Source organism: Limnohabitans sp. TEGF003, from assembly GCF_055395455.1.
Genome location: NZ_AP029225.1, coordinates 140,045 through 158,776, shown reverse-complemented (window position 1 = coordinate 158,776; position 18,732 = coordinate 140,045). Strand labels below are relative to the sequence as shown.

The 18,732-nt window shown below is 59.1% G+C and carries 11 protein-coding genes and 1 tRNA gene; 3 read left to right on the top strand and 9 right to left on the bottom strand.

The window, feature by feature from the left end; genetic code table 11:
- Positions 1–72: 72 nt before the first annotated feature.
- Positions 73–813, bottom strand: coding sequence for an N-acetyltransferase family protein (locus ACZ5RT_RS00805; protein ID WP_464453218.1), 741 nt, complete (start codon positions 811–813; stop codon positions 73–75).
- 171 nt (positions 814–984) lie between these two features.
- Here ACZ5RT_RS00805 and ACZ5RT_RS00800 point away from each other — a divergent pair, with 171 nt between their 5' ends.
- The 3 genes from ACZ5RT_RS00800 (at position 985) to ACZ5RT_RS00790 (ending at position 4,401) form a co-directional block, all read left to right on the top strand.
- Positions 985–2,670, top strand: coding sequence for an AMP-binding protein (locus ACZ5RT_RS00800; protein ID WP_464453217.1), 1,686 nt, complete (start codon positions 985–987; stop codon positions 2,668–2,670).
- Positions 2,671–2,689: 19 nt separating this feature from the next.
- Positions 2,690–3,613, top strand: a complete 924-nt coding sequence (locus tag ACZ5RT_RS00795; protein WP_464453216.1) for an MBL fold metallo-hydrolase — start codon at positions 2,690–2,692, stop codon at positions 3,611–3,613.
- 494 nt (positions 3,614–4,107) lie between these two features.
- Positions 4,108–4,401 (top strand): RNA recognition motif domain-containing protein, encoded by a 294-nt coding sequence (locus ACZ5RT_RS00790; protein ID WP_464453215.1) that lies wholly within the window; start codon positions 4,108–4,110, stop codon positions 4,399–4,401.
- Between the two features lie 208 nt (positions 4,402–4,609).
- On the opposite strand, the gene ACZ5RT_RS00785 is transcribed toward ACZ5RT_RS00790, so the two are convergent.
- The 8 genes from ACZ5RT_RS00785 to rpoB all read right to left on the bottom strand — a co-directional run bounded on the left by ACZ5RT_RS00785 (position 4,610) and on the right by rpoB (position 18,697).
- Positions 4,610–4,685 (bottom strand) — tRNA-Phe (locus tag ACZ5RT_RS00785).
- Positions 4,686–4,740: 55 nt separating this feature from the next.
- On the bottom strand, positions 4,741–5,400 hold the full coding sequence (locus ACZ5RT_RS00780) for a response regulator (RefSeq protein ID WP_108428722.1): 660 nt from the start codon (positions 5,398–5,400) through the stop codon (positions 4,741–4,743).
- Between the two features lie 20 nt (positions 5,401–5,420).
- Positions 5,421–7,718: a sensor histidine kinase gene (locus ACZ5RT_RS00775; RefSeq protein WP_291929018.1), complete on the bottom strand. Its 2,298-nt coding sequence runs from the start codon at positions 7,716–7,718 to the stop codon at positions 5,421–5,423.
- A gap of 1 nt (position 7,719) precedes the next feature.
- Positions 7,720–8,358 carry a DUF4390 domain-containing protein gene (locus tag ACZ5RT_RS00770; RefSeq protein ID WP_464453214.1) on the bottom strand — a complete coding sequence of 213 codons (639 nt, stop codon included), beginning with the start codon at positions 8,356–8,358 and terminating at the stop codon, positions 7,720–7,722.
- Positions 8,315–9,634 (bottom strand): 16S rRNA (cytosine(967)-C(5))-methyltransferase RsmB, encoded by a 1,320-nt coding sequence (rsmB, locus tag ACZ5RT_RS00765; protein WP_291929013.1) that lies wholly within the window; start codon positions 9,632–9,634, stop codon positions 8,315–8,317. The genes ACZ5RT_RS00770 and rsmB overlap by 44 nt, the downstream gene beginning before the upstream one ends.
- Before the next feature lie 55 nt (positions 9,635–9,689).
- Positions 9,690–10,232 (bottom strand): LemA family protein, encoded by a 543-nt coding sequence (locus ACZ5RT_RS00760; RefSeq protein ID WP_291929010.1) that lies wholly within the window; start codon positions 10,230–10,232, stop codon positions 9,690–9,692.
- 102 nt (positions 10,233–10,334) lie between these two features.
- Positions 10,335–14,549 carry a DNA-directed RNA polymerase subunit beta' gene (gene rpoC, locus ACZ5RT_RS00755; protein WP_464453213.1) on the bottom strand — a complete coding sequence of 1,405 codons (4,215 nt, stop codon included), beginning with the start codon at positions 14,547–14,549 and terminating at the stop codon, positions 10,335–10,337.
- Between the two features lie 23 nt (positions 14,550–14,572).
- On the bottom strand, positions 14,573–18,697 hold the full coding sequence (gene rpoB, locus ACZ5RT_RS00750) for a DNA-directed RNA polymerase subunit beta (protein ID WP_422172158.1): 4,125 nt from the start codon (positions 18,695–18,697) through the stop codon (positions 14,573–14,575).
- Positions 18,698–18,732 lie beyond the last annotated feature (35 nt).

Genomic DNA, 18,732 nt, shown 5'->3' with positions numbered 1-18,732 from the left:
AGTCAGGAAATGCAGGACATGCGGTTGTTGGCAAGCCTCTAGGATAGCGGATTCGGATGACAAACCGCCAAACTAGGGCTTGTGTGAAGTGTGACGTGCATCGCGTACGCCTTGACGGATCTCTTGCACCGTGGCCAGCCACTCGCGGAATTGGTGGGCCTGCATTTTCAGCTGGTAATCCAGTTCGGCCATCTGCTCTTGCATCAGTCCACTGAGCTGGCTGTCCAGGTTGGCCTCGGGCAAGGACAGATAGGCCTCGCTTTCACTGCCGTCCCGCTGGACCGTGGCCCCGGCGTGGCGGGCAATTTTGAGCATGGCCACGTTTTCACTCAAAGCGTGGATGAAGATCATGCTCACGCCTTCGTTGCGGGCGTGCATCACGGCATGGTTGAAAAGGCGCGCACCCAGGCCTTTGCCGCGCTGGTGGGACGCGACCGACACCCCAAACTCGGCGCAGGTGGCCCACTGCGGATCCACCGAAAACGCCAAATGCGCCATGGCCACCAACTCCAAACGGCGGTTGAACACGCCAAAAATCTCGTCACGCTCAAAGTTCAAGCCGTCGACATAGCGCGCGATCTGCTCGTCTGTGGCCGGATAACCGAAACGCAAATAGCGGTCTTCCGGCTTCAAGGTCAACAAATGCTTCAGGATGCGCGGCCTGTGTCGCGGAGCCAGGGAACGGATCGGAATCCAGCCACGCCATGAAGAGTTTGCCCCTGCACCAGCCGATGCATCCGTGGCGACAGGCGAAACCCAGCGCCGCCAGAGTTGTTGCCAGAATCCAGGAGAGGGGTTGGGTTTTGAGTTCATTCGGATTAGGGGTTTCTCCTTATTCTGCACCCAATGCGCGGGCCTTACCAGCGGCGGGCATCCGCCACGCCATTTGTCGCGTGTGAGACCCGCGAGGGCCCCACTGAGGAATTGCCCGATCACACTTTCACGCACAGTTGGCCACAATCAAGACATCAAGGAGACCAAACGATGGAACGTATCTGGCTGAAGAATTACCCCCCCGGCGTCCCGCACGACATCGATCCCGATCAATACACCAGCTTGACGGATCTGCTGGAGCGGGCCTTTCGGGAGCACGGCAACAGCCCCTTTTCGGTCTGCATGGACCGCTGGATGAGCTACAAGGAACTGGATGAGCTCTCCACCGCCTTGGGCGCTTGGCTACAAGCCAAGGGCCTGCCCGCGGGCAGTCGCGTGGCCATCATGCTCCCCAATCTGCCCCAGTTTGCCGTGACCATGGCCGCTGTCTTGCGGGCTGGCTACGCCTGTGTCAACGTGAACCCCCTGTACACCGCGCGCGAACTGGAGCACCAGCTCAAGGACTCCGGCGCCTCCAGCATTGTCATTCTGGAAAACTTTGCAGCCACCTTGCAGGATGTGATCGAGCACACCCAGGTGCAGCACGTGGTCGTGGCCTCCATCGGTGACTTGCTGGGCCCTTGGTATGGGCGCTGGATGACTTTTGCCGTCCGCCACTTGGCCAAGATGGTGCCCGAATTCGAGTTGCCACTGACCGGTGGTCGAACCGTCACCCCCTTCAAGAAGGCCATCGCACAAGGCCGCCAGCTGAACCTCAAGCCCACGCCCCAAAGCCTGGATGACACGGCGTTTTTGCAATACACCGGTGGCACCACAGGTTTGTCCAAAGGTGCCGTGTTGACCCACCGCAACGTCGTCGCCGCCATCCTGCAAGCAGAAGGCTGGTTTGCTCCTGCCTTGGCCAGCATTGGCGACCTGCGCAAAGTCAACAGCATCGCGGCCTTGCCGCTGTACCACATCTTCGCGCTGACGCTGTGCCTGCTGGCCATCCGTCAGGGTTCACACATGACGCTCGTGCCCAATCCGCGCGACTTTGGCAAATTCATCGAAGTGCTCAAGCAGCGCCCCTTCCACATGTTGCCCGGGGTGAACACCCTGTTCAACGCGCTGATGCAACACCCGATGTTCAAGACCATCGACTTTTCATCCCTCAAGCTCACCCAGGCTGGCGGCATGGCCGCGTCCGAAGGCACGGCCAAACATTGGCAGGCCGCCACGGGCAGCGCCATGATCGAAGGCTGGGGCATGAGCGAGACCTGCGCCATTGGCACCAACAACCCGGTCACGCAGGCCCATTTCAGCGGCAACATCGGCCTGCCGCTGCCGAGCATCGACATCGCCATCAAGGACGATGCGGGCAACAACCTGCCCGTGGGCAGCTCTGGCGAAATCTGCATCCGTGGCCCCAACGTGATGACGGGCTATTTCAACCAGCCCGAAGAAAACGCCAAGACCTTCACCGCCGATGGCTTCATGCGCACAGGCGACGTCGGCATCATGGACCAGGAGGGCTTCACTCGGATCGTGGACCGCAAGAAAGACATGATCATTGTGAGCGGCTTCAATGTCTTTCCCAGCGAGCTGGAAAACGTCATCTCGACCTGTCCCGGGGTGGTGGAATGCGCCGTGGTGGGCATTGCAGACACGATGCAAGGTGAAACCATCAAGGTGTTTGTGGTGCGCAACGACCCGCTGCTGACCGAAGAGGCCGTCTCACGCTTTTGCCAGGAAAACCTGACCGGGTACAAACGGCCCAAGTACATCGAGTTCCGCGATGAACTGCCCAAATCCAACGTGGGCAAAATCTTGCGCCGTGAATTGCGCAGCCACAAATGAAGCGCCTGCACCCGATCGCATGAACTTCTCCGTCAATTTGCCTGCGGGCGTGACCGTTTTTGAGCGCGGCTGGTTGTCCGCCAACAATGTGCTGCTGTGCGATGAAAACAGTGCCACGCTGGTGGACAGTGGTTACGTCACCCACCAGGCGCAAACGCTGGCCTTGCTTGAACACGCCCTGCAGGGTCGCACACTGGACCAACTGGCCAACACCCACCTGCACAGCGACCACTGCGGTGGCAACCAGGCCCTGCAAGGGCGCTACCCCGCCTTGCAAACCTGGATACCGCCCGGCTCGGCACCGGACGTTCAAGCCTGGCGTGAAGACGCCCTCAGCTACAAACCCACGGGGCAAAATTGCCCGCCCTTCAAATTCTCCGGTTTGCTGCAACCGGGCAGCAGCCACCGCTGGGCCAACATGGAATGGGAAGTCCATGCGGCCCCCGGACACGACCCGCATTCGGTGATTTTGTTCGCACCAGAACACCGCCTGCTGATGTCGGCCGATGCCCTTTGGCAAAACGGCTTCGGCGTGGTGTTCCCCGAATTGGTTGGTGTTGATGCGTTTGACGAAGTCGGCCAGACCCTGGACCTGATCGAGCGGCTCCAACCGGCCATCGTCATCCCGGGGCATGGGGCGGTGTTCACCGAAGTGGCGCCCGCCCTCGCCCTGGCCCGCAGCAAGCTTGAAAGTTTTGCGCACAACCCCGAACGCCACGCCCGTTATGGCACCAAAGTGCTGCTCAAGTTCAAACTGCTCGAATGGGGGCGCATTTCCAAAACCGAGTTCAGCGACTGGGCCCTGCAGGTGCCCTACATGAACGATCTGCACAGCCGCTTCGGCCAAGGTCATGACCTGCACACCTGGCTGGACATGATGTTGGCCGAACTGGAGCGCAGCGGCGCACTGGAAGTGCATGACGGCATCCTGCATGACGCATGAGCCACCGCCTTTAAAACTGTCGGAAATAAAAATATTGACTTATATTTGAATTAGAAATAAAATTCAATGCACAGAAATTGATAAGTCTGCAAACTGCAGATTTTCTTCAAATTTCTGTGCCGGATCGATTGCCATCGAACCCCATGTCCTGTTGAGCTGCAGGACATTCATTTTTCCCACAGCTCTGCGCGGCCCCTGGATGGTTCGCGATTTGATTGACCTTGATTTTTCCCTCTCTGACACCCTCGGGCTCACACGTCACTTTGCCCACGACACGCGCCATCAAGCCGATGTGCAGCTTCACACGACAACAAGCCCATCGCGTGATTGACATGACGCGAACCTGGCTCCAAACCGTGCCAACACCCCAACAAATGTGCTGACGCCGTCAGGCCAAGCACTTTTCCCGGCGGAATCCCTCCAGAAACCGCCATGTCCTGCTTGCAGTGTTTGTTTCAAAAAAACTGCCAGCCACCTCTCTGAAAGGCTCAACCATGAGCAGCAAAATTTACGTGGGCAACCTGCCCTACACCATCGACGACGCCAGCTTGCGTCAAAACTTTTCTGAATTTGGCGGCGTGATTTCGGCCAAGGTCATGATGGACCGCGACACGGGCCGCTCCAAAGGTTTTGCCTTTGTTGAAATGTCCAGCGCTGAAGAAGCCCAAGCCGCCATCACCGGCCTGAACGGCATGTCGGTCAGCGGTCGCTCGATCGTGGTGAACATTTCCAAGCCCAAAGAGCCCAGCACCGGCTATGGCAGCGGTTACCGCGATACACGCAACTGATCTTTCAGCTGCATCTACAAAGCCGCTTTCGAGCGGCTTTTTTTTTGGCGCCAGCGCAATGCATCCAGCTGCCGAATCTTTTTTGCACCGTATTAAGACTGCGTTGGCCAACGACTGCGCCCGGTGTCTAAAAGAAAGGTTGGGCATGTGCAAAGCAGCACCCACAAAGTAAAACACCGCAAGCACTTGCGTACTTGCGGTGTAAAACTGGTGGCCTGGGACGGAATCGAACCATCGACACGCGGATTTTCAATCCGCTGCTCTACCAACTGAGCTACCGGGCCAGAGCAGAAATTATAGCAGAGCCAATGGGGTCTTTTTGAAGGAAGTTCAGACAAATCAAACGAGGCGCTTGCTGCGGGACAAATCAACGCCCAACTGCTTGAGTTTTCTGTAGAGGTGCGTACGCTCGAGACCCGTCTTTTCGGCCACCTTGGTCATGGAACCTGCTTCGTGGGCGAGATGGAACTCAAAATAGGCCTTCTCAAACGCATCGCGCGCTTCGCGAAGTGGGCGATCAAGGTCGAAGGTTTGCTGGACCGCCAGCGCCGCACCGATCGCTTCACCGTTTGCCAAAGCAGATGACAAGGTCACTGCTTGCGATGCCGAGGCGGAAGCCACCGCCTGCTTCACTTGATCACGGGCCAGACCCTGCTCTACAGCGGTCAGCAGTTTTTGCAAGGTGATGGGTTTTTCCAGAAAGGCGTGCGCGCCAATCTTGACCGCATCAACCGCCGTGTCGATGGTGGCGTGTCCGCTCATCATGATGACGGGCATATTGAGCAAGCCCGCCGTTGCCCACTCTTTCAAGAGGGTGACGCCATCGGTATCCGGCATCCAGATGTCCAACAGCACGAGATCGGGACGCATGCGCAGACGCACTTCACGTGCCATGGCTGCATTTTCGGCGAGTTCAACTTGATGCCCCTCGTCAAACAGGATTTCTGAGAGCAGGTCACGTATGCCCAGCTCATCGTCAACCACCAAAATATTTGCCATAGTGTCTGTCTTGTCTCTGTTCAATGGGCGGGCTGATGCGTGTTGCCCACCGTGGATTCCAGTGCGAATGATAACGAGACTTGCGCGCCTTTGATTTCGCCATCCTGCATCACGTTGCCAAGCTCTATTTTGGCGGCATGTTCGTCGGCAATTTTCTTCACCACCGCCAACCCTAAACCGGTACCTTTGGCCTTGGTCGTGACATACGGTTCAAACGCACGCTTGAGAATATTGGGCTCGAAGCCGGGGCCTGTATCGGTCACGATCAAGCGAACCCGGTTGCGCGAAGCATGCCATTCGGTACGCAAACCCACCCGAGCGTCTTGTGGCACCACGCCTTTGACCTCACACGCGTCTTGTGCGTTTTGAAGCAGGTTGTGAATCACCTGCCTGAGCTGCTGCTCGTCACCCAAGATCGGGGGGCATGCAGGGTCCAGCGCAGTGATCACAGGCGCACGTGGAATTTGATCGGCGGGTTCGTTGATGTACAAGACCATCAAATCTGAAATCAGCGCATTGAGCTGCACAGGCTTCAGATCGGCCGAGGGCAGTCGGGCGTAGTCACGGAACTCGTTGACCAAGCGCTTCATGGCGTCCACCTGGTCCACGATGGTTTTAACCGATTTGTGGAGCACCGCATCGTCCTGCGCATCAAGCTTGCCAATCAGTTTGCGCTGCAGTCTCTCTGCAGACAGCTGTATCGGGGTCAGCGGATTCTTGATTTCATGGGCCAGGCGTCTGGCCACCTCACCCCAGGCTTGCGCGCGTTCTGCAGAAACGATTTCAGAAATGTCATCGAACACCAACAGGCGCATGCCATCCGGCAGCACAGCACCACGGGCCAGCAAGGTCACCGCGGTTTCGGTCAAACCCTGACCTGTGGCGTGGATCTCGAAAGATTTTTGCCAATGGTCCAGCTCGTGTGCATCCTTGTCCAAGCGCAACATCGCAAACTGGTCCGCCACACCCTGGGCAAAACTTTCCAGCCCGGGCAATTGAGTCAAAGGCAAGCCTTGGTGTGCCGCCACGGGCACACGCAAGATGCGTGTTGCACCCGGGTTAGCCGACTGGATCACGCCCTGCGCGTCGAGCACCATGACGCCCGCCGTCAGGTTATCGAGGATGGTTTGCAAATTGCCCCGCGCCGTGTCCAACTGCACCAGACTGCGCTGCACATGGGTTCGGGCGTCCAGCAGCTGCTGCGTCATGTCTGCAAAAGAGCGGGTCAAACCACCGAGTTCATCCTTGCCTTGCAAGGCCAGCTTGGGTGTCAGATCGCCAGAAGCCACCTGACGCATGCCGTGCGCCAGCAAAAGCAGCGGCCGCGCCAACTGATTACCCAAGACCACGGCCAGCAAGATGGCTCCCAGCACCGCCAGAAACAAGCTGAGGGTCAAGGTGCCGATGTACATGCGGCGCAGGCCTTCGCGTGCAAGCGCCCGCTCTTGGTATTCACGATAGGCCGCCTGCACTTCCAGCGCGTTGTTGACCAACGTTGGCGGCAAGTCTTGCGTCACTTGAAGCAGGCGTCTGTCTTCGTCGAATGCGAGTCCTGTTTGAGGCAACAAGACCAGCACCTTGATGCGGCCCTTGTCACTGCCGGGCGTGGCTTCGTCAAAACCCTCGACCCATTCAACGCTGCCTTTTTGACGTGCATCCTTGAGTTGTTGAAGCGGGGGGCGTTCGGGGCGAATCTGGAATCGGGATTGACCGGCACTGGCCACCATGCGACCACTCGCCGTCCAGAGCACCGCATCACTGACACCGATCTGTTCCCGCATTTTTTCCAGCGCGATACCGGCACTCACATCGGGCACATCACTCAATTGCGTCGCAGCGACTCGGGCTTGCTTGGACAGGTCGGTGCTCAATGTGTCGAGTGTGGCCCTCCCTAGGTTCAAACCGGCCACCAACGCCGCCTCGACTTTGACGTCGAACCAGCTCTCGATCGAGCGCGAGACAAACTGGTAAGACACCACGTAGATCAGCACGCCTGGCACCACGCCCACCAGCGCAAAGATGCCTGCGAGCTTGACCAGCAATCGGGAGCCAAATTGACCACGCCTCAATCGCAACAGCAGCTTGACGGCGCCCCACAAGATGGTGATCAACAAACCACTGGCCACCACGGCATTGATCAGTGCCAACCATTCGTAATTCTGGTTGTACCTTTCTCGATTGCCTGTGGCTTGGGTCATCAGCACCAGCAGGCCCAATCCAATCACCACCATCGCCAGTGCGCCCAGGCCCAGCAACCAGCGGCTGGCGCGCGATGCCCGCAGCGCCTGCATTTCCGACCGGTTGATCGACAGCCCCATCTCAGCGCACCATGTCTGCGGTCAGGCGCAATTGCCGCGCCACGGACACATTCCATTCGGACTGGTTGCCGGCAGCGATCTGGAAAGGCCTCGGCAACTGCGAAATGTCCAGCCGGAAACGGTAAGTCAGGTATTGACGCGCCTCCGCGTCCAGTTCGGGCATGTCAGCCACTTTCCAGCCCGATTGCCGCCGAACCACATCCAAGGCTTCAGAGAGGGTCTCGAAATTTTGTGAGATGCTGCCCGCCAAACCTGTGCCTGAAATCGGTTCGTTCGAGACGTTCAAGCGCCAACGCCGTGTCAAAGGCTGAAAAGCAAGCCGGTAATAACGGGTCGCTGCGCCCACTTTGCGGTCATACCAATACCAGCGGTCCCGCAAGACCTCGGCCTCGGCCACAAAATGCACCGCCAGCCCTTTGACCAAGGCGTCTTCGACAGCAGGTCCCAGTTCAAGTTTCAGCTGTGCCGTCAGGTACAGCGCTGCTTCACGCCGCTCGGCGCGCAACTCGGTCAGCTCCGCCGTGGAGCTTTGCGCCCAGGCAGAAGACGTGACAAACAGCCAGGCGCCTAAAGCCCAGCCGCACCAGCGCCAAGGCTCAGCCCAGGCGCTTTTCCAGCAATGCGTAATAAAACCCGTCATGTTCACCCAGTGGATTGTGCTCGACTGGCAGGCTCCCCGGGGGCTGCCCGGGTATCAAATGCCCTGGAGAAGGCCGCATTAAGGCGTCGGTGTTGCGCTGAAGAAACGCTTGCACCATCTCGTCGCCCTCGGCTTTGAAGACCGAACAAGTGCAATACAGCAGGCGCCCACCCGGCTTGACCAAGGGCCAAAGCGCTTTGAGCAGCGCTGCCTGGGTGCGGGCCAATTGCGCGCTGTCCGTGGGACGGCGCAGCCAGCGCACATCCGGGTGCCTGCGCACAATGCCCGAAGCCGTGCAAGGCGCGTCCAGCAAAACCGCGTCAAACAGCACGCCATCCCACCAGGATGCAGGCTCTCCAGCATCGGCCGCCTTTACTTGGGCGGGCAGCCCCAAACGCTGCAAATTCTGATGGATGCGCTCACAGCGCGCCGCGTCCACGTCCAGCGCCAGCACTTGCGCCTGGGGACAAACCTCGAGCAGATGCCCGGTTTTTCCACCCGGCGCGGCACAAGCGTCCAGAATTCGCCATGGTTTGGCGACATCCAGACCTTGCATCAACAGCGGCGCGGCCACTTGGGCCGCAGCGTCCTGCACCGAAACATGCCCCGCTGAAAAACCAGGCAACTGGTGCACGGGCACCGCCTTGACCAATTGCAAGCCCTGTGCACCCACGGGCTTGGACTGCAGCCCTATGGCCTGAAGTTGCTCTTGATAAGCGGCGACGCTGTGATGGCGGGTGTTCACCCGCAGAGTCATGGGCGCAGCTTGTTGTGCCTGCGTCAAGAGCAGCTGCCAATGCAAGGGGTGGTCTGTTTGCAAACGCTCCACCCACCAGCGCGGATGGTTCCATTGGGCCTGAAGGTCTGGGTTGGTTTGCAGAACCAAGGCCTCTCGTTCGCGCATGAAGCGTCGCAAACAGGCGTTGATGAACCCGCTTTGAGCTTGGGTGCTCCTCTGCTTGCGCGCGGCTTCCACCGTCTGGTTGACCAATGTATGGATGGGGTAAGGCGCATCCTCATCGCGCCAGCACAAGGCCAATGCGGCGCACAACAAAGCGTCTACCGCTGGCGGTGGGGTTTTGGCCGCCAAGCGCTCACGCAAGGCCGTGGCACGCCCGAGTTGCCTGAGCACCTGAAAACTCAAAGCCTGCACACCAGGCCGCAACTCGTGTGGCACGCTGTCAAGCTGTGCGGTCAGCGACCGACCCTGACGTGTCGCCTGCACAGCCGCCGCCGTGGCTTGCAGCAGACGCCACAACGGTGCTGACTGAGCCATTGTGCGGGGGGCCTGGGACGGGTCGTTTGCTGTCATCGTTGCTTTCAGGCGGGGCTCAAGCGGCCCCCATGGACAAATCCATCCGCATCGCGGGTTGAAGTTTCAAGCGCCTGGCCAGCCAGGAAGCTGGGCGCATGGCCAAGGCCTCGTTGTAGGCGACTGCGGCCACGTGGTAGGGGATGAGCGCTGCAGGCAGCGTTTGCCGCATGCGATTCAAGGCGATTTCCAGGTCTGGCTTGACCGCATCGTTTTCCGTTTGCAACATGCGTCGGATTTCGGCCACCACTTTTTGGTGCTGCACCAAAACCTGCTTTTGACTTTCTGCATCGAGCGCTTGCAAACGTGCTTGAGACAAGGCTTCCAGCAACTCATCGCACGCTGACTGCAGGGCTTGTAGATCATCGGCCCCCTCTGCCCCAGCCATGGACTGTCGGGCGGCAATGCCGCCTTGCATGCGAACCACCAGGCGCAGCCAAACCGCATCGACACTGCTCCATTGCCGAACCACCTCGGCACGCAAACGCACCAGACGGTTGTGCGCGCCCACCGCCCAAAACACAGCGATGGCCAGCAGCAGACCCAAAATCAACGCCCCCATGCTTTCACCTCTTTCGATTCCTCGCCATAAAAACAGCCCCTGACCGCCAAACGGTGCAGGGGCTGTTCACGTTGTTCACCAGACGAAGGGTGAACGCGTCACTCAGGCAGCTTCGCCTGCATCGGTGACGGTGTCTTCGGTCGCAGGACCCGCCAGATCGGCGGCCTCAGCGTCTGCAATGGCGCGACGCTCGGCGTCGTCCATGGCATCCTTGACCTTGCGGGCCTGGTGGTAAGCCAAGCCGGTACCAGCAGGAATCAAGCGGCCCACGATCACGTTTTCCTTCAGACCACGCAGCTCGTCGCGCTTGCCCATGATGGCCGCCTCGGTCAACACACGGGTCGTTTCCTGGAAGGAAGCGGCCGAGATGAACGAGTCGGTCGACAAGGAAGCCTTCGTGATGCCCAGCAGCAAGTTGCTGAAAGTCGCGGGAATCTTGCCTTCACGCAGCAGCGCATCGTTGGTGTTGAGCATTTCGGAGCGCTCCACCTGCTCACCGGAGATGTAGTTGGAGTCACCGACGCTCTCGACCACCACACGACGCAACATCTGACGAACAATCACTTCAATGTGCTTGTCGTTGATCTTCACGCCTTGCAAACGGTACACGTCCTGCACTTCGTCCACGATGTAGCGGGCCAGCTCTTCGATACCCAACAGACGCAAGATGTCTTGTGGGTCGGCCGGGCCGTCCACAATGCTCTCGCCCTTGTTGACCACTTGGCCTTCGTGCACCAGGATGTTCTTCTCTTTGGGGATCAGTTCATCCCAGACCTTGCCTTCAGGGTCGGTGATCTGCAAGCGGACCTTGCCTTTGGTTTCCTTGCCGAACGACACGGTACCGGTGATCTCGGCCAGCATGCCCTTATCTTTGGGGGTGCGGGCTTCGAACAGTTCGGCCACACGGGGCAAACCGCCGGTGATGTCTCGTGTCTTCTGACCTTCGACCGGGATACGGGCCAGCACTTCGCCTGGGCCCACGTCCATGCCGTCGCGCACCTGGATCAGCGAGCCGATCTGGAAACCAATCGTCACCGAGTGGTCGGTGCCGGGGATCTTGACTTCTTTGCCTTGCGCGTCGATCAGTTTGACCTGAGGACGGACGACCTTGGCCGCGCCACGGCGCTTGGGGTCAATGACCACCAAGGTGGACAAACCCGTGACTTCGTCGAGCTGCTTGGCCACGGTCAAGCCTTCTTCGATGTTCTCGAACTTCACCTGACCGGCGAATTCCGTGATGATCGGGCGGGTCAATGGGTCCCAGTTGGCCAAAATGGTGCCGGCCTTGATGGTCTGGTCGGCCTTGACCGACAAGATGGCACCGTAAGGCACCTTGTGACGCTCACGCTCACGGCCATGCTCGTGGATCACGATTTCGCCAGAACGGGAAATCACCACCAGCTCGCCCTTGGAGTTGGTCACATAGCGCATCGTGGCATTGAAGCCGATGATGCCGTTGGACTTGGCTTCCACGCTAGAGGCCACCGCTGCACGCGAAGCCGCACCACCGATGTGGAAAGTCCGCATGGTCAGCTGCGTGCCGGGCTCGCCAATCGACTGAGCGGCAATCACACCCACGGCTTCGCCGTTGTTCACCAGACCACCACGGCCCAGATCGCGGCCATAGCACTTGGCGCACAAACCAAAGCGGGTCTCGCAAGTCAATGCGGTACGGACCTTGACTTCGTCGACGCCAGCGGCTTCGAGTTCGTCGATCAGGTCTTCCTCGAGCATCACGCCCGCAGCAGCCAGAACAGCACGTGTTTCGGGGTGCAACACATCTTCGGCCACGGTGCGGCCCAGGATACGGTCGCGCAGCGATTCGATCACCTCACCACCTTCAACGATCGCGCGCATCAGCGAGCCATCCGAAGTGCCGCAATCGAGCTCGGTCACCACCAAGTCTTGGGTCACATCCACCAGACGACGGGTCAGGTAACCCGAGTTGGCAGTCTTCAAAGCCGTGTCGGCCAGACCCTTACGGGCACCGTGTGTCGAGATGAAGTACTGCAACACGTTCAGACCTTCACGGAAGTTCGCCGTGATGGGGGTCTCGATGATGGAGCCGTCAGGTTTGGCCATCAGGCCACGCATACCGGCCAGCTGGCGAATCTGCGCTGCAGAACCGCGGGCACCGGAATCGGCCATCATGTAAATCGAGTTGAACGATTCCTGATCGACTTCCTTGCCGTGACGGTCAATGGTCTTTTCCTTGCGCAGCTGGTCCATCATCACCTTGGAGACGACGTCACCGGCTTTGCCCCAGATGTCCACCACCTTGTTGTAGCGCTCGCCAGCGGTCACGAGACCGGAGACGTATTGCTGCTCGATGTCGCGGACTTCTTTTTCGGCGGCTTCGATGATGGCGGGCTTCTCAGGCGGCACCAGCATGTCGTCGATGCCGATCGAGATGCCGGCGCGTGTGGCCAGACGGAAACCGTTTTGCAACAGTTTGTCGGCAAACACCACGGTCTCTTTCAGACCGCACTTGCGGAACGATGTGTTGATCAGCTTGGAGATTTCCTTTTTCTTCAGCGCCTTGTTCAGGTTGCTGAAGGGCAGGCCCTTGGGCAGGATCTCGGACAGCAAGGCGCGGCCCACGGTGGTTTCCACCATCGACACCGACGGGATGAATTCACCGGTGACTTTGTCCTTGGTCCATTCGGTCATGCGAACGTTGATCTTGGCGGTCAACTCCACGGCACCGGCGTCCAGAGCACGCTGCACTTCACCGATGTCGGAGAAGATCAGGCCTTCACCTTTGGCATTGATGCGGTCGCGGGTCGCGTAGTACAGACCCAGCACCACGTCCTGCGAAGGAACAATGGAAGGCTCGCCCGAAGCTGGGAACAGGATGTTGTTCGAAGCCAGCATCAGGGTGCGGGCTTCCATCTGGGCTTCCACCGACAGGGGCACGTGAACGGCCATCTGGTCACCGTCGAAGTCCGCGTTGAAGGCCGCGCAAACGAGGGGGTGCAACTGAATGGCTTTGCCTTCGATCAGCAAGGGCTCAAACGCCTGGATACCCAAACGGTGCAGCGTCGGCGCACGGTTGAGCATCACGGGGTGCTCTTTGATGACCTCTTCCAGGATGTCCCACACCACCGGGGTGCCGGCTTCGACTTCTTTCTTGGCGGCCTTGATGGTGGTCGCGATGCCCATGGCTTCGAGACGCGCAAAGATGAAGGGCTTGAACAACTCAATCGCCATCAACTTGGGCAGACCGCACTGGTGCAGCTTGAGGGTTGGGCCCACGGTGATCACGGAACGACCGGAGTAGTCCACGCGCTTGCCCAGCAAGTTCTGACGGAAACGACCGCTCTTGCCTTTGATCATGTCGGCCAAGGACTTCAAGGCGCGCTTGTTGGCACCGGTCATGGCCTTGCCACGGCGGCCGTTGTCCAGCAAGCTGTCCACGGCTTCTTGCAGCATCCGCTTTTCGTTGCGGGCAATGATTTCAGGGGCCTTCAATTCCAGCAGACGGCGCAGACGGCTGTTGCGGTTGATGACGCGGCGGTACAGGTCGTTCAGGTCGGAGGTCGCAAAGCGGCCACCGTCCAGCGGCACCAGCGGACGCAGGTCCGGTGGCAACACGGGCAGCACTTCGAGCACCATCCATCCGGGCTTGATGCCCGACTTCTTGAAGGCTTCCAGCACTTTGAGGCGCTTGGAGTTTTTCTTGACCTTCAATTCGGAGCCGGTCAGATCGCCACGCAGACGCTCGATTTCGCTTTCGATGTCGATGCCTTCGAGCAACTCGCGGATGCCTTCGGCGCCCATCTTGGCGGTGAATTCGTCACCGTATTCCTTGACCTTGGCGTCGTAGTCGTCCTCGGACATGATGCTGAATTTCTTCAGCGGGGTCATGCCGGGATCGGTCACCACGTAAGCTTCGAAGTACAGCACGCGCTCGATGTCGCGCAGCGTCATGTCGAGCACCAGGCCCAGACGCGACGGCAGTGACTTCAGGAACCAGATGTGGGCGCAAGGCGCGGCCAGGTCGATGTGGCCCATGCGCTCGCGACGCACTTTGGTCTGTGTGACTTCAACGCCGCACTTCTCGCAGATCACGCCGCGGTGCTTGAGGCGTTTGTACTTGCCGCACAGGCATTCGTAGTCTTTGATGGGGCCAAAAATCTTGGCGCAAAACAGACCATCGCGCTCGGGCTTGAAAGTACGGTAGTTGATGGTTTCCGGCTTTTTCACTTCGCCGAAAGACCACGAACGGATCTTCTCGGGCGATGCCAGACCGATGCGGATGGCATCGAAGTGGTCATCGGGCGTGAACTGCTTGAACAGGTCGAGTAGTGATTTCATGGTTTGAATCCTTTGCCTGTGAATTAAGAACGCTCGAGCTCGATGTCAAGGCCCAGCGAACGGATTTCCTTGACCAGCACGTTGAACGACTCGGGCATGCCCGCTTCGATGGAGTGTTCACCTTTGACAATGCTCTCGTACACCTTGGTACGGCCTTGCACGTCGTCCGACTTGACGGTGAGCATCTCTTGCAGAACATAAGAAGCGCCATAGGCTTCGAGCGCCCAAACTTCCATCTCACCAAAACGCTGACCACCGAACTGCGCTTTACCACCCAGCGGCTGCTGCGTGACCAAGCTGTAAGGACCGGTCGAGCGGGCGTGCATCTTGTCGTCCACCAGGTGGTGCAACTTCAGGAAGTGCATGTAGCCAATGGTGGTGGGACGGTCAAAGGCATCGCCCGTGCGACCGTCGAACAAGTTCGCTTGTGTGCGTGTGGCTGTCAGACCTTTGGCCTTGGCCAAGTCATCGGGGTAAGCCAGGTGCAACATCGCGCGGATTTCTTCTTCGGCTGCACCGTCGAACACGGGCGTGGCGAAGGGGAAACCTTCTTTGAGGTTGTCGGCCATGGCCAACACTTCATCGTCCGTCAGCTGCGACAAGTCTTCCTTGCGGCCCATGCTGTTGTACAACTGCTCGAACAGCTTGCGCAGCTCGGCAATCTTTTCCAGACGCTGGGTTTCGGCTTGCAGCATGTTGCCAATGCGCTGACCAATGCCCTTGCCCGCCCAGCCCAGGTGGACTTCCAGCACCTGACCCACGTTCATGCGCGAAGGCACGCCCAACGGGTTCAGCACGATGTCGGCAGGTGTGCCGTCGGCCATGTAAGGCATGTCTTCGACAGGCACGATCTTGGAGACCACACCCTTGTTGCCGTGACGGCCGGCCATCTTGTCGCCAGGCTGCAAGCGGCGTTTGACGGCCAGATACACCTTGACCATTTTGAGCACGCCAGCTGGCAACTCGTCGCCTTGTGTGAGCTTCTTGCGCTTTTCTTCGAACGACAAGTCGAAGCTGTGGCGGGTCTGCTCCAGCGAGTTCTTGATCGACTCGAGCTGCATGGCCACATCGTCTTCTGCAGGACGAATGTCGAACCAGTGGAACTTCTCGACCGAGGCCATGTAGGCCTTGTCGATCTTGGTGCCTTTGGCCAGTTTTTGAGGACCACCGTTGGCCACGCGGCCCACCAGCAGTTTCTCAATGCGGTCAAATGCGTCGGCTTCCACAATGCGCAGCTGGTCGTTCAAGTCCAGACGGAAACGCTTGAGTTCGTCGTCAATGATCTGCTGGGCACGCTTGTCGCGCTGAATGCCTTCGCGGGTGAACACCTGCACGTCGATCACAGTGCCTTGCGAGCCCTGGTCCACGCGCAGCGAGGTGTCTTTCACGTCGGAAGCCTTCTCGCCGAAGATGGCGCGCAGCAGCTTCTCTTCAGGGGTGAGGGTCGTTTCGCCCTTGGGGGTGACCTTGCCGACCAGCACATCACCAGGCTGCACTTCGGCACCCACATAGATGATGCCGGAGTCGTCGAGGCGACCCAGCTGCTGCTCGGACAGGTTGGGGATATCGCGTGAAATTTCTTCAGCGCCCAACTTGGTGTCGCGGGCCATGACCACGAGTTCTTCGATGTGGATCGAGGTGTAGCGGTCTTCGGCTACCACGCGCTCGCTGATCAAGATCGAGTCTTCGAAGTTGTAGCCGTTCCAGGGCATGAAGGCGATCAGCATGTTCTGACCGATGGCGATTTCGCCCAGGTCGGTCGATGCGCCGTCGGCGATCACGTCACCCTTGGCCAGCTTGTCGCCACGCTTGACGATGGGGCGCTGGTGGATGTTGGTGTTCTGGTTGGAACGCTGGTATTTGATCAGGTTGTAGATGTCCACACCGACTTCACCTGCCACCGCCTCTGCGTCGTTGACGCGGATCACGATGCGGGTTGCGTCCACATAGTCCACGATGCCGCCACGCGTGGCAGTCACCACAGTGCCGGAGTCGACCGCTGCGACGCGCTCGATGCCGGTACCGACCATGGGCTTTTCAGGGCGCAGCACAGGCACGGCCTGACGCGACATGTTGGCGCCCATCAAAGCGCGGTTGGCGTCATCGTGCTCGAGGAACGGCACCAACGATGCGGCCACGGACACGATCTGGGCGGGCGACACGTCCATGTACTGGATGCGCTCGGCACCACACAGGATGGATTCGCCTTTTTCACGGGCAGAAACCAGGTCACCGGTCAGCTTGCCATCCTTGTCCAAGGCCGCATTGGCCTGGGCAATGACGTATTTGCCTTCTTCGATGGCCGACAGGTAGTCGATGTCCATCGTGACTTTGCCATCGACCACGCGGCGGTAGGGGGTTTCGATGAAACCGTACTCGTTCAGTCGGGCGTACAACGCCAGCGAGTTGATCAGACCGATGTTCGGGCCTTCGGGTGTTTCAATCGGGCACACACGACCGTAGTGGGTCACGTGCACGTCGCGCACTTCAAAGCCTGCACGCTCGCGGGTCAAACCACCTGGGCCCAAGGCCGACACGCGGCGCTTGTGGGTGATCTCGGCCAGCGGGTTGGTCTGGTCCATGAACTGCGACAGTTGCGAAGCACCGAAGAACTCTTTCAGGGCTGCTGAAATCGGCTTGGAGTTGATCAGGTCGTGCGGCATGAGCGGCTCTTGCTCGGCCTGACCCAAACGCTCTTTGACGGCTTTTTCGATGCGCGCCAAACCGGTGCGGTACTGGTTTTCGGCCAATTCGCCGACGCAACGCACGCGGCGGTTGCCCAGGTGATCGATGTCATCGACTTCGCCGTTGCCGTTGCGCAAGTCCACCAGGATCTTGACCACGGCGAGGATGTCCTCGTTGGTCAGCACCATTGGGCCTGTGGAGTCGGGGCGACCCACGCGGGCGTTGAACTTCATGCGACCCACGCGCGACAGGTCGTAGGTGTCGGGGTTGTAGAACAAGCGCTGGAACAGGGCTTGCACAGCGTCTTCGGTCGGCGGCTCGCCAGGGCGCATCATGCGGTAGATGGCCACGCGGGCGGCGAATTCGTCTACGGTTTCGTCGATGCGCAGGGTTTGCGAGATGTACGCGCCCTGATCGAGTTCGTTCGTGTAAATGCAAGGCAGGTCCTGCACACCGGCGCTGCGCAGCTTTTTCAGCAAGGCTTCGGTCAACTCTTCGTTGGCCTTGGCAATGATTTCACCGGTGTCGGCATCGACGATGCTGCGAGCGACCACGCGGCCGATCAGGAAATCTTCGGGCACGCTGATGTGCGTGGTACCCGATTGCTCGAGTTCACGGGTATGGCGCACAGTGATGCGCTTGTCTTTGGCCACCACCACCTTGCCGGATTTGTCGGTGATGTCGAAACGGGCCACTTCACCGCGCAGACGCTCGGCCACAAATTCCATTTGTGCGCCACTGTCCATCAAGCGGAAGTTGTCGTTGACAAAGAAGTTCGCCAGGATGGATTCGGGCGTCAGACCGATGGCCTTGAGCAGAATTGATACCGGCATCTTGCGGCGACGGTCCACACGGAAGTACAGGATGTCTTTCGGGTCAAATTCGAAGTCGAGCCAAGAGCCGCGGTAAGGAATGATGCGTGCCGAAAACAGCAGCTTGCCCGAGCTGTGGGTCTTGCCCTTGTCGTGCTCGAAGAACACACCAGGCGAGCGGTGCAACTGGGACACGATCACACGCTCGGTGCCGTTGATGATGAAAGAGCCTTTGTCGGTCATCAAGGGCACTTCGCCCATGTAGACCTCTTGCTCCTTGACTTCCTTGACCACTTTGTTTTGCGAGGTCGAAGAGTCACGGTCGTAAATGATGAGTTGCACACGGGCACGCACAGCCGACGAGAAAGTCAGACCACGGGTCTGGCACTCGCGCACGTCAAACGCAGGTTTTGCCAGGTTGTACTCGACGAACTTCATCTCCACAAAACCATTGTGGGACACGATCGGGAAGGCCGACTCAAATGCGGCCTGCAGGCCTTCGTGTGTGCGTTTGGATGGAACCACCCCCGCCTGCAAGAAGGACGTGTAAGCGTCTTTTTGCATTTGCAGCAGGTAAGGAACTTCGAGCACGCTTTCGCGGCTGCCGAAACTTTTGCGGATTCGCTTGCGTTCGGTGTATGAATAGGCCATGAGATCTCCGGGCTTGATCTTTCAGAACTGTATGT

Excerpts from the sequence above, each read along its gene's own strand:
- ACZ5RT_RS00805 (WP_464453218.1), bottom strand. The coding sequence starts at position 813 with ATGAACTCAAAACCCAACCCCTCTCCTGGATTCTGGCAACAACTCTGG.
- ACZ5RT_RS00800 (WP_464453217.1), top strand. The coding sequence starts at position 985 with ATGGAACGTATCTGGCTGAAGAATTACCCCCCCGGCGTCCCGCACGAC.
- ACZ5RT_RS00795 (WP_464453216.1), top strand. The coding sequence starts at position 2,690 with ATGAACTTCTCCGTCAATTTGCCTGCGGGCGTGACCGTTTTTGAGCGC.
- ACZ5RT_RS00790 (WP_464453215.1), top strand. The coding sequence starts at position 4,108 with ATGAGCAGCAAAATTTACGTGGGCAACCTGCCCTACACCATCGACGAC.
- ACZ5RT_RS00780 (WP_108428722.1), bottom strand. The coding sequence starts at position 5,400 with ATGGCAAATATTTTGGTGGTTGACGATGAGCTGGGCATACGTGACCTG.
- ACZ5RT_RS00775 (WP_291929018.1), bottom strand. The coding sequence starts at position 7,718 with ATGGGGCTGTCGATCAACCGGTCGGAAATGCAGGCGCTGCGGGCATCG.
- ACZ5RT_RS00770 (WP_464453214.1), bottom strand. The coding sequence starts at position 8,358 with ATGACGGGTTTTATTACGCATTGCTGGAAAAGCGCCTGGGCTGAGCCT.
- rsmB (WP_291929013.1), bottom strand. The coding sequence starts at position 9,634 with ATGGCTCAGTCAGCACCGTTGTGGCGTCTGCTGCAAGCCACGGCGGCG.
- ACZ5RT_RS00760 (WP_291929010.1), bottom strand. The coding sequence starts at position 10,232 with ATGGGGGCGTTGATTTTGGGTCTGCTGCTGGCCATCGCTGTGTTTTGG.
- rpoC (WP_464453213.1), bottom strand. The coding sequence starts at position 14,549 with ATGAAATCACTACTCGACCTGTTCAAGCAGTTCACGCCCGATGACCAC.
- rpoB (WP_422172158.1), bottom strand. The coding sequence starts at position 18,697 with ATGGCCTATTCATACACCGAACGCAAGCGAATCCGCAAAAGTTTCGGC.